This is a genomic window from Streptomyces venetus (assembly GCF_039540295.1).
Lineage (GTDB): Bacteria > Actinomycetota > Actinomycetes > Streptomycetales > Streptomycetaceae > Streptomyces > Streptomyces venetus.
Genome location: NZ_BAABET010000007.1, coordinates 355,784 through 370,914, shown reverse-complemented (window position 1 = coordinate 370,914; position 15,131 = coordinate 355,784). Strand labels below are relative to the sequence as shown.

Here is a 15,131-nt window from a genome sequence, read left to right as displayed (position 1 = left end):
GGGACCGTCCCGGGCCAAACGTCCGGTGCCGTCCGGGCGTCGAAGTAGCGTCGGCAGTTTCCGACGCCTGTCCCATCGACCCTCGGGGGATGCCCGTATGCGCACACCACGACCCGTACGACGTTCCGTACGCCGCCCGGTCCCGGCCCTGGCCGCACTCCTGCTGGCCGCGGCCCTCGCGCTCACCGGGTGCAGCGCCGGGGACGACGCGTCCGGCGGCAGTGCCGCCGCCGACAACGCGGGCGCCGGCCCTCAGGCGGACGGCAAGGCGGGCGCACGCGAGGCCGCCCCCGGCGGCGCGGGAGGCGGAGCCGGGGCGACCGCGCCGCCGAAGCTCACCGCGACCCACATCATCCGCACGGCCTCGCTGACCGTGCAGGTCAAGGACGTCCCGGAGGCCCTCACCCAGGCCCGCGCCGGCACCGAGAGCGCGGGCGGGTACGTCGGGGACGAGACCACCACCCGGGACGAGGAGGGCCACGAGCGGACCCGGGTCGTGCTGCGGGTGCCCGTGGAGAAGTACGACGAGGTCCTCACCGGGCTGGAGGGCGCGGGCAAGCTCCTCGACCGCAACGCGAAGGCGGAGGACGTCACCGACCAGGTCGTGGACGTGGAGAGCCGGATCAAGTCGCAGCGGGCGAGCGTGGCCCGGATCCGCGAGCTGATGGAGCGGGCCTCGAGGATCAGCGACGTGGTGACCCTGGAGGGCGAACTGAGCACTCGCCAGGCCGACCTGGAGGCGCTGCTCGCGCGCCAGGCGTCCCTGAAGGACCGCACGAGCCTGGCCACCATCACCCTCACGCTGTCCGAGACACCGGTGAAGAAGGCCGAGAAGGACGACGACCCGGGGTTCGTGGACGCGCTGGCGGGCGGCTGGGGCGCGTTCGTGACGATGCTGCGCTGGCTCGCGGTGGCAGTCGGCGCGCTCCTGCCGTTCGCGGCGGTGGCCGCCCTGATCACGCTGATCTGGCTGCGCGTCGTACGCCCTCGCCTCCCCCGCCGCCCGCGGCCCGCGCCCGCGACGAGCACGCTCGGCCCGCTGCCGACGGCCCGGCCGGCGCCTGAGTCCCAGGGGCCGCGCACCCCGGGCGAGCAGGACTGAAATGCCGTGCTCCCGTAGCGTGTTCGCATGAGCATGAGCCGTACGCGGGGTACACGGGAGCGACTGGTCGTGATCGGCGGCGACGCCGCGGGGATGTCCGCGGCGTCGCAGGCACGCCGTCTGAGGAAGCCCGACGAGCTGGAGATCGTGGCGTTCGAACGCGGCACCTTCACGTCGTACTCGGCGTGCGGGATCCCGTACTGGGTGGGCGGCGACGTCCCGGACCGGGACAAGCTCGTCGCCCGCACGCCCGAGGAGCATCGCGCGCGGGACATCGATCTGCGGCTGCGTACCGAGGTCATGGAACTCGACGTCGACGGGCAGCGGGTCCGCGCGCGCGACGTCGATTCCGGCGCCGAGTCCTGGACGTCGTACGACAAGCTCGTGATCGCGACCGGTGCCCGGCCGATCCGCCCCGACATCCCCGGCATCGACGCTCCCGGGGTGCACGGTGTGCAGACCCTGGACGACGGCCAGGCGCTGCTCGACACGCTGGAACGCACGCGTGGCCGCCGCGCGGTGGTCGTCGGGGCCGGGTACATCGGTGTGGAGATGGCCGAGGCGCTCATCAACCGCGGCTACGAGGTGACGGTCGTCAACCGGGGCAGCGAGCCCATGTCGACGCTCGACCCCGACATGGGCCGCCTGGTGCACGAGGCCATGGAGGGCCTGGGCATCAGGATGGTCGACGACGCCGAGGTCACCGAGGTCCTGACGGGTGACGACGGCCGGGTACGCGCGGTGGCCACGCGGGACCGGGAGTTCCCGGCGGACGTCGTCGTGCTCGGCATCGGCGTCCGCCCCGAGACGGCGCTCGCGAAGGCGGCCGGACTCCCGCTGGGCACGCACGACGGCCTCCTCACCGACCGCTCGATGCGGGTCCGCGGCCACGAGGACATCTGGGCCGGCGGCGACTGCGTCGAGGTCCTCGACCTGGTCTCCGGCCAGGAACGGCACATCGCGCTCGGCACGCACGCCAACAAACACGGCCAGGTCATCGGCACCAACGCCGGAGGCGGCTACGCCACGTTCCCGGGCGTGGTGGGCACCGCGGTCAGCAAGGTCTGCGACCTGGAGATCGCCCGCACGGGACTGCGCGAGAAGGACGCCCACCGTGTGGGCCTGCGCTTCGAGGCGGTCACCATCGAGTCGACCAGCCGCGCGGGCTACTACCCGAACTCCTCCCCCATGACGGTCAAGATGCTCGCCGAGCACCGCACGGGCCGCCTCCTCGGCGTCCAGATCGTCGGCAGGGAGGGCGCGGGCAAACGGGTCGACATCGCGGCGGTCGCCCTCACGGCGGGCATGACGGCGGAACAGATGACGGCCCTGGACCTGGGCTACGCCCCACCCTTCTCCCCGGTCTGGGACCCCGTCCTGGTAGCAGCCCGCAAGGCGGCGGCGAAGGTCCGCAGTTCGGTGTAAGGGACGGTGCGGTCATTGCCTCAGGGGCGCGGGGAACTGCGCGGGCAACCACAACGAGCCCGCGCCCGGCAGCGCCCCCCGCGCCCCCACGGCGAAACCCCTACGCAGTCCCAGCCGTCCCGTTGATCCGGTCAATGGCCTGCCGCGCCTGCTCCGCCGGAGGCCGGGACGGCAAGGACGAAACCGACGCCGAAGCAGCCGTCACCGCCGGCGGCTGCTCCCCCGCCGGCTTCGCATGCGCGGCCACCCGCGACGAACGCAACCGGTGACTCACCGCCTCATCCAGCGTCACGGGCCGCCGCATCTGGGAGGCCAGCCGCCCGGCCTCCTGGCCGAGGCGCGCCACGTCCTCCCAGGGCAGCCGCACCACCAGCGTGAGCTCCGCCTCACCGTCGGGCAGCGCGTGCATCGCGGGAGTAACTCGGTCGTTCATCGCCTGTTCCTCACGTCGGCCCCGCGACCCGCCTTCCCCGCGCCGCGGGCGGTTGCCGACACATACGCACACCCGCACGGCTGCGTTCAGCCACATCCCGCCGATTCATCGGCGCTTCTTCGGGCACACGTGTGGTGTGGTCATCCCCGTCCATGACGTGAACCCCGTGCGACGCACCCCCTGGGTGACGTACGCCCTGCTCACCGCCAACATCGTCGTGTTCCTGCGCACCCCCGGCATGGCCGGCTCCCTGACGGGCGACAGCAGCCTGGCCCAGCTGTGCCACCTCCAGGCCTTCCTGGACCACTACGCGGCGGTGCCACGGGAGCTGATCCACCATCAGCTGCCACGGCTGGTGCCCACGGGCGACGTCGGAGTCGGCGCGCAGGGAGCCGGCTGTGTCGTCGGCCCGCCGCCCTACGACAAGTCCCCGGAACTCAGCGTCCTGACGGCGATGTTCCTGCACGGGAGTTGGCTGCACCTGCTGGGCAACATGCTGTTCCTGTGGATCTTCGGCAACAACATCGAGGACCGGATGGGCCACCTCCGGTTCCTGCTCTTCTACGTCGTCTGCGGTTACGCGGCGGGGTACGGCTTCGCGCTCCTCAACGCCGGCTCGGGCGCCCCCCTGATCGGCGCGTCGGGGGCGATCGCCGGGGTGCTGGGCGCCTATCTGGTGCTCTACCCGAAGGCCCGGGTGTGGGTCCTGGTGCCGTTCCTGATCTTCCTGCCGCTGCGGCTGCCGGCCTGGATCGTGCTGGGCTTCTGGTTCGTCCTCCAGGCGGTGTACTCCTCCGGCGAGGGCGTCTCCGACGCCGGGACGGTGGCGTACGCGGCACACGTCGCGGGCTTTGTCGCCGGCATGCTGATCGCCTGGCCGTTGCGGCCCGGCACGCCACCGCCACCGGAGCCGCGCGGCATCCTCTTCGGCAGGCGGGCGCGACCGGGCTGGTAGGGCCCGCGGCTCGCGGGTCCGTCAGCGGGCGGTGTGCGTGTGGACGTACTCCACCAGCCGCGTCAGCGCGTCCGGGTCCGTGCTCGGCATGACGCCGTGGCCGAGGTTGAAGACGTGGCCCTCCAGGCCCGCCGCCGCGTCCAGGACCTCCCGGGTCTTGGCCTCGACGGCCTCCGTCGGGGCGAACAGCACGGTCGGGTCGAGGTTGCCCTGGAGCGCCTTGCCGGGGCCGACGCGGCGCGCGGCCTCGTCCATGGGGACGCGCCAGTCGACGCCGACGACGTCCGCCCCGGCCTCGCCCATGAGCGGGAGCAGCTCGCCGGTGCCGACGCCGAAGTGGATGCGCGGCACGCCGTAGCCGGCCACGGCGTCGAACACCTTCGCCGACGCCGGCAGCACCGAGCGCCGGTAGTCGACGGGGGCCAGGGCGCCCGCCCAGGAGTCGAACAGCTGGACCGCCGAGGCGCCCGCCTCGATCTGCACCTTCAGGAAGGCGGCCGTGATGCCGGCGAGGCGGTCGAGCAGGTCGGCCCAGAGCTCGGGGTCGCCGTACATCATCGCCTTGGCGTTCTCGTACGTGCGGGACGGGCCGCCCTCGACGAGGTAGCTGGCGAGGGTGAAGGGGGCGCCGGCGAAGCCGATGAGGGGCGTGGCGCCGAGCTCGCGGGTGAGCAGGCCGATGGCCTCGGTGACGTAGGAGACGTCCTCGGGGGTCAGGTCGCGCAGTTGGGCGAGGTCCTCGCGGGTGCGGATCGGGTGCTCGACGACCGGGCCGACGCCGGGCTTGATGTCGAGGTCGACGCCGATGGCCTTGAGCGGGACGACGATGTCGCTGAAGTAGATCGCCGCGTCCACGTTGTGCCGGCGCACCGGCTGGAGGGTGATCTCGGTGACCAGTTCGGGCCGCATGCAGGACTCGAGCATCGGAATGCCCTCGCGCACCTTGCGGTACTCCGGCAGTGAGCGCCCGGCCTGCCGCATGAACCACACGGGCGTGTGGGGAACGGGCTCGCGCCGGCAGGCCTTGAGGAAGGCGGAGTCGTACGGGGCGGACGGCTGCTGGGCCCGGGGGGCGTCGTTGGCACTCACGGGGCAAGTTTCGCACGCCGCGCATGGGCGTGATTCAGCCCCTGGAGAGGCGCGGGGTGTCTAGCCCGGCACCCGGGCTCCGGTCCCCGTAATCTTCCCGCATGGCTGCGGCTCAGGGACGACTGTCGGACGGCGCTGGCGGAATGGACGAAGCGAAGGACACCGAGAAAGACCGGCGGGAGGCGGACACCTCCCCGCTGCCCTTCCGGGCCGCCGTCGAGGCGCTCAGGGCGGCGCGGCTGCGGCCCCAGATCGAGGTCGAGCCGACGCCCCCGCCGAAGCGGCTCGCCCCGTACTCCTACGCGCTGGAGGCCGCGGTCGTCGACGGCGACCAGGACCTGGCCGACGGCCGGCTGGTGCTGCTGCACGACCCGGCCGGGCACGACGCGTGGCGGGGCACGTTCCGGCTGGTGACGCTGGTGCGGGCGGAGCTGGAGTCGGAGATGGCCGCGGATCCGCTGCTGCCGGAGGTGTGCTGGTCCTGGCTGACCGGCGCGCTCCAGGCGCGCGGGCTGACGTACGGGGAGCCGAGCGGCACCGTCACGCGTGCGAGCTCCCACTACTTCGGCGGGCTGTCCGCGCGCCCCGCCGCCTCGCAGATCGAGATCCGGGCGTCGTGGACGCCGCGCGAGGGCCTGGGCGGGGTTCCGGACACGGCCGCGCACCTGGCGTCCTGGTGCGACCTCCTCGCCCAGGTCGCGGGCCTGCCGCCGGCCGGGCCCGGGGACGCGTCGGTGGTGACGCTGCCGCAGCGGCGAGGGCCCCAGTCCCGCTGATCGAACCCGTTCCGACCCCGTACTGATCGAACCTGTACGGGGCGGTCAACCATGCCCTGTCGACGATCACACCTGCGTCCCTCTCTTGGCCGAATCACTTTGTCGATACGGCCACTTTCGACCGCGTAGCGACGCAGAGCGAAACCGTTCGACCTTCGAATGATCGACCGCGTGTCCGAATTGCACGGATTGTTATCACCGATTCGTGATCATTCTCTAAAGGCGGACGGACTGGGTGCCGAAGACGACTGTGACCTTGAAAGCACGGTTCGTCCCGGCTTCACCCCCACGAGCCGGCCCCGTCCCGCACCCCAGGAGGCCTGGTGTCCGTTCTCCTCGAGCAGCCCGCAAGCCTGGTCGCCTACCGCCCGAACAAGCCCACCGCCATGGTGGTCGTGGCCGACCCGCGTGTTCGCTCCACCGTCACCCGCCACCTGTGGGCGCTCGGTGTACGCGATGTCATCGAGGCCTCGTCCATCGCGGAGGCTCGTCCCCGCATCGGCAACCCCCGCGACATCTGCGTCGCCGACGTCCACCTGCCCGACGGCTCCGGCCTCACCCTGCTGTCGGAGACCCGCGCCGCGGGCTGGCCCAACGGGCTCGCCCTCTCCGCCGCCGACGACATCGGCGCCGTGCGCAACGCCCTCGCCGGCGGTGTGAAGGGCTACGTCGTCACCGGCACGCGCACCAACGTCGGGCTCCCCACCCGCCCGGGCGCCGCCCCCATCGGCGCCGCCGCCGCCCGTCTGCACCGCCGCCCCCCGGGCGCCCCGAGCCACCCGGGCGGTTACCGCGAGCTGTCCGGCCGCGAGGTCGAGGTGCTGCGCCTGGTCGCCGAGGGCCAGTCGAACAAGGCGATCGGCGTCTCCATGGGCCTGTCCGCCCTCACCGTGAAGAGCCACCTCGCCCGCATCGCCCGCAAGCTCGGCACGGGCGACCGGGCCGGGATGGTCGCGGTCGCACTGCGGACCGGGATCATTCACTGACCCTCTTTCCGATGACCCTTCGTGATCATTCACTCACCTGAACGGCATCGGACCGTGAATCCCGTCCCCGCCCGCCCGGCTCGCGAACCCGATGTTTCCCCGACCTGACTGGTTTGCGACCCCCGGGTGCCCGTCGACGGAACGTTCCGTCGGCGGGCGCTGTCCATACACGGATACCCTTGACATGTGACCGACGCCCACGAGACCGCAGCAGACAGCTCACTGCGAACCACCGGAGGCGCCCCTCCGGACGACGGCAAAACTTCTGCTACGGAGGCGCCGATCCCTTTGCTGGAGCCGCGTGAGGGCATTCCGCCCGTGATCGCGGACGAGACCGCCCTGGCCCGGGTGATCGCCGCCTTCGCGGCGGGCACCGGCCCGGTCGCCGTCGACGCCGAGCGGGCGTCCGGCTACCGCTACGGGCAGCGCGCCTACCTGGTGCAGCTGCGCCGCGAGGGCGCCGGAACCGCGCTGATCGACCCCGTGGCCTGCCCCGACCTCTCCGCCCTCGGCGAGGCCCTGTCCGGCGTCGAGTGGGTGCTGCACGCCGCCACCCAGGACCTGCCCTGCCTGCGCGAGATAGGCATGGTGCCGACGCGGCTGTTCGACACCGAGCTCGCCGGGCGGCTCGCCGGGTTCCCCCGGGTCGGCCTCGGCGCGATGGTCGAGGGCGTCCTCGGTTACGTCCTGGAGAAGGGACACTCCGCCGTCGACTGGTCCACCCGCCCGCTGCCCGAGCCCTGGCTGCGGTACGCGGCGCTGGACGTCGAGCTGCTCGTCGACCTCCGCGACGCGCTGGAGAAGGAGCTGGACCGGCAGGGCAAGCTGGACTGGGCCCGCCAGGAGTTCGACGCGATCGCCTCCGCCCCGCCGCCGGAGCCGCGCAAGGACCCCTGGCGGCGTACGTCCGGGATGCACAAGGTGCGCCGGCGACGGCAGCTGGCCGTCGTACGGGAGCTGTGGCAGACCCGTGACCGGATCGCACAGCGGCGGGACGTCTCCCCCGGCAAGGTGCTCGGGGACGCGGCGATCGTGGAGGCCGCGCTGGCCCTTCCGGCCAACGTGCACGCGCTGGCCGCGCTGAACGGGTACGGACACCGGATGGGCAAGCGGCAGCTGGAGCAGTGGCAGGCGGCGGTGGACCGGGCGAAGGGGCTGAGCGAGGCGCAGTTGCCGCAGCCGGGGCAGCCTGTCGCGGGGCCGCCGCCGCCCCGCTCCTGGGCCGACAAGGACCCGGCGGCCGCGGCGCGGTTGTCGGCGGCTCGGGCCGGAGTCTCGGCGTTGGCCGAGGAGCTCAACATGCCGCAGGAGAACCTGATCACGCCGGACACGGTGCGGCGGGTCTGCTGGGAGCCGCCGGCGGTTGTCGACGCCGAGTCCGTGGCCGCCGCGCTGGCCGGGCATGGCGCGCGTCAGTGGCAGGTCGAGCAGGTCACGCCGGTTCTGGTGGAGGCTCTGGCCGCGAAGGAGGCCTAGCCGCCGCAGAGCCTCTCGTCGTACGGCGGCCGCGGGTGTGTCGTGGTGGATCGCGCCCACGCGGCGGAGCCGCGTATCGGCACAGTCCCGCGCCCCTGACAAGAAGGGCGCTTACTTCGTGGCCCCTCGCGTGAAGCCGTTGTAGATGAAGCGCTGGAGGAACAGGAAGACGATCAGGGTCGGGGCGATCACGAGGATCGCTCCTGCCGAGATGGTCTCCCAGTGGGCGCCGAAGGGGCCCTTGAAGCGGAACAGGGACGTCGAGATCACGCCAAGATCCTCGGAGGGCAGGTAGAGGAACGGGATGTAGAAGTCGTTGTAGGTGGTGATGCCCTTGACGATCACCACCGTCGCGATAGCCGGCTTCAGCAGCGGGAAGATGATCCTGCGGTAGATCGTGAAGGCGTTGGCGCCGTCCAGGCGGGCCGCCTCGTCCAGCGAGGTCGGGATGGACCGTACGAACTGCAGGAAGATGTAGATCGAGACGATGTCCGTGCCCATGTAGAGGGCGATCGGCGCCCACAGGCTGTCGAACATGCCGAAGCTGTTCACGATCTGGAAGGTCGCCACCTGGGTCGTGACACCGGGGACCAGCGCGGCGATCAGGAACAGGGCCACGACCAGCTTCCTGAAGCGGAAGGTGAAGCGGTCGATCGCGTACGCCGTCATCGAGCCGATCAGGACCGTGCCGCCGATGGCGAAGAGCAGGATGACCGCCGTGTTGGCGAACGCCGACAGCATCCGGCCGTCCTGGAAGGCCGTCGCGTAGTTGTGGAAGTTGAGCGGGTCGTCGGGGAGGGCGAGGGCGCCGCTGTCGTCCGCCATCTCCCGCTCGGACTTCAGGGACGTCAGGAGTACGGCCGCCAGCGGGAGCAGGACCACCACCGTCGCGGCGATCAGGGACAGGTACACCAGCGTTCGGGCCACCGCGCGGCGCGTCATGCGAGGTCCACCTTCTCGTCGGGGACGAGGCGCCGCTGGACCCAGGTCACCGCCAGGACGATCAGCAGCAGCACGATCGCGGCCGCCGAGGCGAGCCCCGTCTTGTTGAACTGGAAGGCCAGCTTCACGGTCTGGATCACGAAGGTCTCGGTGCCGGTCGCCCCGCCGGTCATGATGTACGGGATCTCGAAGACCGAGAGCGAGCCGGAGACCGAGAGGATCACCGTCAGGGACAGCACCGGTTTGATGCCGGGCGCGATGACGTGGCGGAACTGGTGCCAGCGGTTCGCGCCGTCCAGCTCGGCCGCCTCGTAGAGCTCCCCGGGGATGGACTGGATCGCGCCCAGGAAGAGGACGAAGTTCAGGCCCAGGTAGCGCCAGACCGAGACGGCGGCGAGGGAGGTGTTCGCCGACGCCGGGGAGCCGAGCCAGGCGCGGTCCGTCTCGATGCCGAGGAGGCCGAGGACCGAGTCGAGGGTGCCGCCGTCCTGGAAGAAGTAGAGGAAGACGAAACCGATCGCCACCCCGTTGATCAGGTACGGGAAGAACAGCACGCCCTTGAAGAAGTTCCGGAAGCGGACGTTGAAGCTGAGGATCGTGGCGAAGTAGAGCGCGGCGACGATCTGGAAGACCGAGGCCGCCAGATAGTAGCCGCTGACCCAGAAGACCTCGAACAGGTCGGAGCGGGTGAAGAGTTCGGCGTAGTTCTCGGCGCCGGTGTAGTGCAGCTCGGGGCTCACGCCGTCCCAGTCGGTGAAGCTGTACGCGACCATGTTGGCGATCGGGGCGTACGTGAAGACGATCAGCAGCGTGAGCGGGGCGAGCAGGAAGAGCCAGGGGGTGGCCCCGCGCCACCGCACGGGGCGCGGGGCGGGGGCCGGTCCGGCCGCGGGCGGCCCGGACACCGACTCCCGGGCCGCTTTCTCGGTCGTGTCCGTCATCAGGACCCCAGGGACTGCTGGGTGCTGGTCCACTTCTTCGCGAGGCCGTCCAGGAAGTCGTCCAGGCTGCCCTTGGTGGCGCCGCGGGCGAGGTCGACCAGGTCCTGGCGGTAGTCGGGCTTGTTGATGCCGACCTCCGACTGGTTGTCGATGGTCTTCACCTCGGCGCCCTTGGCGTCGTCGAGGTCGAGGATCTTCACCCCGGCCTGCTCGTACGGCTTCAGGACCTCGGGCAGCGGGGCGGACTTGAGCGGGGACAGCGCCAGGTTGTCCGTCGCGTAGCCGGACTTGTCGGTGAACCAGTCGATCCAGGCACGGGCGGCGGCCTTGTGCTCGGAGTGGATGTTGACGGCCTGGTTGTAGTCGGGCAGCGCCACCGCGCAGAAGGTGCCGTTCTTCTGGGCCGGGAAGGGCATGAAGCCGATGTCGCCGGGGTCCGCGCCGGCCTGCTCCGCCGCGCCCCGCATCTGGATGACGGCCCAGGAGCCGAGCCACATCGTGGCGATCTCCCCCTTGGCCAGCTTGGGCTTGGAGGCCTCCCAGTTGGTGGTCGTCGGGTCCTTCTCGACGAGCCCTTCGCGCACGATGTCGTAGAGCAGTGTGTCGGCAGTCCGGACGTCGGCGCCCTCGGCCCATGGGTCGCCCTCGGCGAGCTTGGTGGTGGCCTGTTCGTCGCAGCTGACCGAGCCGTTGACCTGCGTCCACTGGGTGAGCGGCCACATGTCCTTGAAGTTGGTGTAGTACGGGATCGCGTCGGTCCTGGACTTGATCGCCTTGAGGTCGGCGAGGAACTCGACCGGGGTCTTCGGCCAGTCGGTGACGCCGGCCTCCCGCCACACCTTCTTGTTGTAGACGAACCCCGGGACCGCGCCGAGCGGGCTCTGGCCGTAGACCTTGCCCTCGACCGTGGTGTAGTCGGTGAAGCGGTACTTCTTGCTCCGCTCGGCCTGGCTGCCCAGCGAGGCGAAGAACCTGGGGTAGTCCTTCTTCTCGATCACCCCCGGGATCATGAGGACGTCGCCGTAGTTCTCCGTGTTCATACGGATCTTGACTTCGCCCTCGTAGTCGGTGATGCCGTCGAACTCGACCTTCACCTTCGGGTAGGTCTTGCTGAACTCGGCGGCGTACTTCTTCATCGTCCCGTCCTGCACGAGGTCGGTCCGGTGGGTGAGGACGGTGATGGTTCCGCTGACCTCGGCGGGGTCGTCGGGCGCCTCGGCATCCGCGCCCTGGGAGGAGCCTCCGGTGCCCGTGCAGCCGGAGGCCAGCAGGGCGGCGCCCACGGCGAGGGCGAGGACGGTACGGCGGTTCATGTGCATCAGCTCCGTTCGCGGAGAGGAACTCGGGACGGAAGAGCACGTGCGGTATGGCTGGTTCGGCACTCTGACAGCGCTTTCTCAACCGGTAAAGTCCCATTCCCGCCAACGATGCGAAAGCCACACACGACTCTTCACTGAACCGGTTAAGGGAGTGCGCATGCTGGAGGCCACACCGCTCGGCGACGGATGGATCCTGCGGCACGAGTCGGACACGCTGCCGGCCTCGGTGCCGGGCTGCGTGCACACCGACCTGATGGCGGCCGGGGTGATCCCGGACCCCTTCCTCGGCCGCGACGAGACCGAGGTGGCGTGGGTGGGGCGCCGCGACTGGACGTACGAGCGGGAGCTCGGGGGCTCGTCCGCGTCGGTCGCGCACGAGCAGACTGACCTGGTCTTCGACGGGCTCGACACCGTCGCCGAGATCTCCCTGGACGGGCAGCCGCTGGGGACGGTGCGGAACATGCACCGCTCGTACCGGTTCGACGTGACGGGCCTGTCGGGGCGGCTGTCCGTGCGGTTCGTCTCGGCGTACGCCGAGGCCGAGGCCGTGCGGGGGCGGCTGGGCGAGCGGCCCGCCGCGTACGCCGAGCCCTACCAGTACCTGCGCAAGATGGCCTGCTCCTTCGGCTGGGACTGGGGGCCGACGCTGGTGACGGCGGGGATCTGGCGGCCGGTGCGGCTGGAGCGCTGGTCGACGGCCCGGATCGCCCGGGTGCGGCCGCTGGTCACCGTCGACGAGGGCGTGGGCGTCGTCGAGCTGGCCGTCGACGTCGAGCGGACCCGGGTGGAGGCGCCGCTCACCGTGGAGGCGACGGTGGGCGGGGTGCGGGCACGGGCTGCGGTCGACGGGTCGGGCGGCGTGGTGCGGCTCCGGGTGCCGGACGCGCGGTTGTGGTGGCCGCGCGGGTACGGCGAACAGCCGCTGTACGACGTGGAGTTGCGGCTGCTGCACGGGGACGACGCGCTGGACGTGTGGCGGCGGCGGATCGGCTTCCGGACCGTGGAGCTGGACCGGCGATCCGACGCGCACGGCACCGGCTTCACCCTCGTCGTCAACGGCGAGCGGCTCTTCGCACGCGGGGTCAACTGGATCCCCGACGACGTCTTCCCGTCCCGGATCACCCGCGCGCGCTACCGGGAGCGGCTGGAGCAGGCCGCCGCCGCGGGCGTGGACCTCGTACGCGTCTGGGGCGGCGGGATCTACGAGAGCGAGGACTTCTACGACGCCTGCGACGAGCTCGGGCTGCTGGTCTGGCAGGACTTCCCGTTCGCGTGCGCGGCCTACCCGGAGGAGCAGCCGCTGCGCGGTGAGGTGGAGGCCGAGGCGCGGGAGAACGTCGTACGGCTGATGCCCCATCCGTCGCTGGTGCTGTGGAACGGCAACAACGAGAACCTGTGGGGCTTCCGCGACTGGGGATGGGAGCCGGCTCTGGCCGGGGACTCCTGGGGCGAGGGGTACTACCTGGGTGTGCTGCCGCGTGTGGTGGCCGAGTCGGACCCGACCCGGCCGTACACGGCGGGCAGCCCCTGGTCCGGGTCCTGGCGGCACCACCCGAACGACCCGGCACACGGCACCCACCACTCGTGGGAGGTGTGGAACCGGGAGGACTACGCCGACTACCGGCTGAGCGTGCCCCGGTTCGTCGCCGAGTTCGGCTGGCAGGCGCCGCCCGCGTACGCCACGCTGCGGCGAGCGCTGCCCGGGGAGGAACTCGCGCCGGACTCCCCCGGCATGCTGCACCACCAGAAGGCCGACGACGGCAACGGCAAGCTGGAGCGGGGGCTGGCACGGCACTTCGCCGTGCCGGACGGGGACTTCGACCGCTGGCACTACCTCACGCAGCTCAACCAGGCGCGGGCGGTCGCGGCCGGGATCGAGCACTGGCGCGCGCACTGGCCGGTGTGCGCGGGCACGGTCGTCTGGCAGCTCAACGACTGCTGGCCGGTGACGTCCTGGGCGGCGATCGACGGGGACGGCCGGGAGAAGCCGCTGTACCACGAGCTGAAACGGCTGTACGCGGACCGGCTGCTGACCCTCCAGGCAGGGGACGGCGGACTGGTGCTGGCCGCCGTGAACCAGGGGGCGCAGGAGTGGAGGGGCACGCTGACCCTGCGACGGATGTCCGTCGCGGGCGAGCTACTGGCACAGGCGACCGTGCGACTGACGGCCGCGCGACGAAACGTGACACGACTCGACGTCCCCCACGAGCTGACGCCGGTCGGGCCGGAGGAGTTCCTGGTGGCGGATGCGGGCGTGGGTGCTGGTGGGGTGCGGGCGGTGTACTTTCCTGGGGCCGACCGGGACATTCCCTACCCCGTCCCGCGGTTCGACGTCGCGCTCGTCCCTGACGGCATCACCGTGACCGCCCGTACCCTGGTCCGGGACCTGCTGCTCCAGGCCGACCGGCTCGATCCGGGGGCGCGGGCCGACCGGGGGCTGGTCACGCTGCTGCCGGGCGAAGAGGTGACCATCGGGGTGCGCGGCTGGAAGACTCCGGACGTCCGGAGCGCTCGTTCGGCCCTGTACTGCGTGGAGCCCACCCGATGACGGCTACGCCGACCCCCCGCGTCACCATCAGGGATGTCGCCGCGCGCGCCGGTGTGTCCAAGGGTGCCGTGTCGCTCGCCTTCAACCACAAGCCCGGGCTGTCGGAGGCGACCCGGGACCGGATCTTCCGGGCCGCGCGGGAGCTGGGCTGGGCGCCGAACCTCACGGCCCGGACGCTGGCCGGGTCCCGCGTGGACGTGGTGGGGCTCGCGGTGTGCCGCCCGGCGCGGATGCTCGGGCTCGAACCCTGGTACATGGAGTTCGTCTCGGGCGTGGAGAGCGTCCTGGCCGAGCACTCCTGCTCCCTGCTGCTGCGGCTCGTCCGGAACATGGACGAGGAGCTGCGGGTCCAGGAGGCGTGGTGGCGGGGGCGGCAGGTCGGCGGGTCGATCCTCGTCGACTTCCAGGCCGGCGATCCCCGGGTGGGCCTGGTGGAGGGGCTCGGGCTGCCGGTGGTCGCCGTCGGGCATCCCTCGCTGACCGGGGGTCTCCCCTCCGTGTGGACCGACGACGCCACGGCCGTGACGGAAGCGGTGCGCTACCTGGCCGCGCTCGGGCACCGGCGGATCGCCCGGGTCGGCGGGGCGGCGGCCCTCGGGCACACGGCGATCCGGACGGCGGCGTTCGACGAGGCGGCGGGGGCGCTGGAGCTGGCCGGGGCGTGGCAGGTGGCGACGGACTTCTCGGGGGACGCGGGAGCGCGGGCGACGCGGTCGCTGCTGACCGCGGCGGCACCGGACCGGCCGACCGCGATCGTGTACGACAACGACGTCATGGCGGTGGCGGGGCTGTCGGTGGCGGCGGAGATGGGGTTGCGGGTGCCGGAGGATGTGTCCCTGCTGGCGTGGGACGACTCGCAGCTCTGCCGGCTGACGCATCCGACCTTGTCCGCGATGAGTCATGACGTGCACGGGTTCGGGGCGGAGGTGGCTCGGACGTTGTTCTCGGTGGTCACCGGGGGTGAGGCCGGGTCCCATCCCGTGCCCACTCCGGTGCTGACGCCTCGGGGGTCCACGGCGCCGCCTCGGTGAGTGCCTCGGATGTGACCTTCACCGCTCCGCCTGTCAGGACTGTGCAGCTACGTTACCCATAAGTAGCATGGGCCTGAGCGCGCGCTCAGCGCATCGCAGCAGCAATGC

At 71.6% G+C, this 15,131-nt stretch carries 13 protein-coding genes; 8 read left to right on the top strand and 5 right to left on the bottom strand.

The annotated features are described in order from the left end of the window. The first annotated feature begins 97 nt into the window (after nt 1–97). Entirely contained in the window at nt 98–1,102 is a 1,005-nt protein-coding gene (locus ABEA82_RS24320) for a DUF4349 domain-containing protein (RefSeq protein ID WP_345663741.1), read from the top strand. Between the two features lie 27 nt (nt 1,103–1,129). Beyond that, entirely contained in the window at nt 1,130–2,527 is a 1,398-nt protein-coding gene (locus tag ABEA82_RS24315; protein WP_345663740.1) for an FAD-dependent oxidoreductase, read from the top strand. Between the two features lie 100 nt (nt 2,528–2,627). On the opposite strand, the gene ABEA82_RS24310 is transcribed toward ABEA82_RS24315, so the two are convergent. Further along, complete coding sequence (locus ABEA82_RS24310) at nt 2,628–2,960, bottom strand: hypothetical protein (RefSeq protein ID WP_003993741.1); 333 nt, start codon at nt 2,958–2,960, stop codon at nt 2,628–2,630. 136 nt (nt 2,961–3,096) lie between these two features. Here ABEA82_RS24310 and ABEA82_RS24305 point away from each other — a divergent pair, with 136 nt between their 5' ends. Then, on the top strand, nt 3,097–3,915 hold the full coding sequence (locus ABEA82_RS24305; RefSeq protein WP_345663739.1) for a rhomboid family intramembrane serine protease: 819 nt from the start codon (nt 3,097–3,099) through the stop codon (nt 3,913–3,915). A gap of 21 nt (nt 3,916–3,936) precedes the next feature. On the opposite strand, the gene hemE is transcribed toward ABEA82_RS24305, so the two are convergent. After that, on the bottom strand, nt 3,937–5,004 hold the full coding sequence (gene hemE / locus ABEA82_RS24300; RefSeq protein ID WP_345663738.1) for a uroporphyrinogen decarboxylase: 1,068 nt from the start codon (nt 5,002–5,004) through the stop codon (nt 3,937–3,939). 101 nt (nt 5,005–5,105) lie between these two features. On the opposite strand from hemE, the gene ABEA82_RS24295 reads away from it, so the two are divergent. The 3 genes from ABEA82_RS24295 to ABEA82_RS24285 all read left to right on the top strand — a co-directional run bounded on the left by ABEA82_RS24295 (nt 5,106) and on the right by ABEA82_RS24285 (nt 8,242). Beyond that, nucleotides 5,106–5,780 (top strand): DUF3000 domain-containing protein, encoded by a 675-nt coding sequence (locus ABEA82_RS24295; protein WP_345663737.1) that lies wholly within the window; start codon nt 5,106–5,108, stop codon nt 5,778–5,780. Nucleotides 5,781–6,103: 323 nt separating this feature from the next. After that, the gene (locus tag ABEA82_RS24290) at nt 6,104–6,766 is read left to right on the top strand and encodes a response regulator transcription factor (RefSeq protein WP_003993737.1); all 663 of its coding nucleotides are present in this window, start codon (nt 6,104–6,106) and stop codon (nt 6,764–6,766) included. Nucleotides 6,767–6,952: 186 nt separating this feature from the next. Then, the gene (locus tag ABEA82_RS24285) at nt 6,953–8,242 is read left to right on the top strand and encodes a ribonuclease D (protein ID WP_345663736.1); all 1,290 of its coding nucleotides are present in this window, start codon (nt 6,953–6,955) and stop codon (nt 8,240–8,242) included. A gap of 111 nt (nt 8,243–8,353) precedes the next feature. Here ABEA82_RS24285 and ABEA82_RS24280 read toward each other — a convergent pair whose 3' ends face one another. The 3 genes from ABEA82_RS24280 to ABEA82_RS24270 are packed head-to-tail and all read right to left on the bottom strand — an operon-like array spanning nt 8,354 to nt 11,438. Beyond that, the gene (locus ABEA82_RS24280) at nt 8,354–9,184 is read right to left on the bottom strand and encodes a carbohydrate ABC transporter permease (protein WP_345663735.1); all 831 of its coding nucleotides are present in this window, start codon (nt 9,182–9,184) and stop codon (nt 8,354–8,356) included. Then, nucleotides 9,181–10,125, bottom strand: a complete 945-nt coding sequence (locus ABEA82_RS24275; protein WP_345663734.1) for a carbohydrate ABC transporter permease — start codon at nt 10,123–10,125, stop codon at nt 9,181–9,183. The genes ABEA82_RS24280 and ABEA82_RS24275 overlap by 4 nt, the downstream gene beginning before the upstream one ends. Then, the gene (locus ABEA82_RS24270) at nt 10,125–11,438 is read right to left on the bottom strand and encodes an ABC transporter substrate-binding protein (protein ID WP_345663733.1); all 1,314 of its coding nucleotides are present in this window, start codon (nt 11,436–11,438) and stop codon (nt 10,125–10,127) included. The genes ABEA82_RS24275 and ABEA82_RS24270 overlap by 1 nt, the downstream gene beginning before the upstream one ends. A gap of 163 nt (nt 11,439–11,601) precedes the next feature. On the opposite strand from ABEA82_RS24270, the gene ABEA82_RS24265 reads away from it, so the two are divergent. Further along, a complete protein-coding gene (locus ABEA82_RS24265) occupies nt 11,602–13,992 on the top strand; it encodes a glycoside hydrolase family 2 protein (protein ID WP_345663732.1) in 2,391 nt (796 codons plus the stop codon). After that, nucleotides 13,989–15,023, top strand: coding sequence for a LacI family DNA-binding transcriptional regulator (locus ABEA82_RS24260; protein ID WP_345663731.1), 1,035 nt, complete (start codon nt 13,989–13,991; stop codon nt 15,021–15,023). The genes ABEA82_RS24265 and ABEA82_RS24260 overlap by 4 nt, the downstream gene beginning before the upstream one ends. The last annotated feature ends 108 nt before the right edge of the window (nt 15,024–15,131 follow it).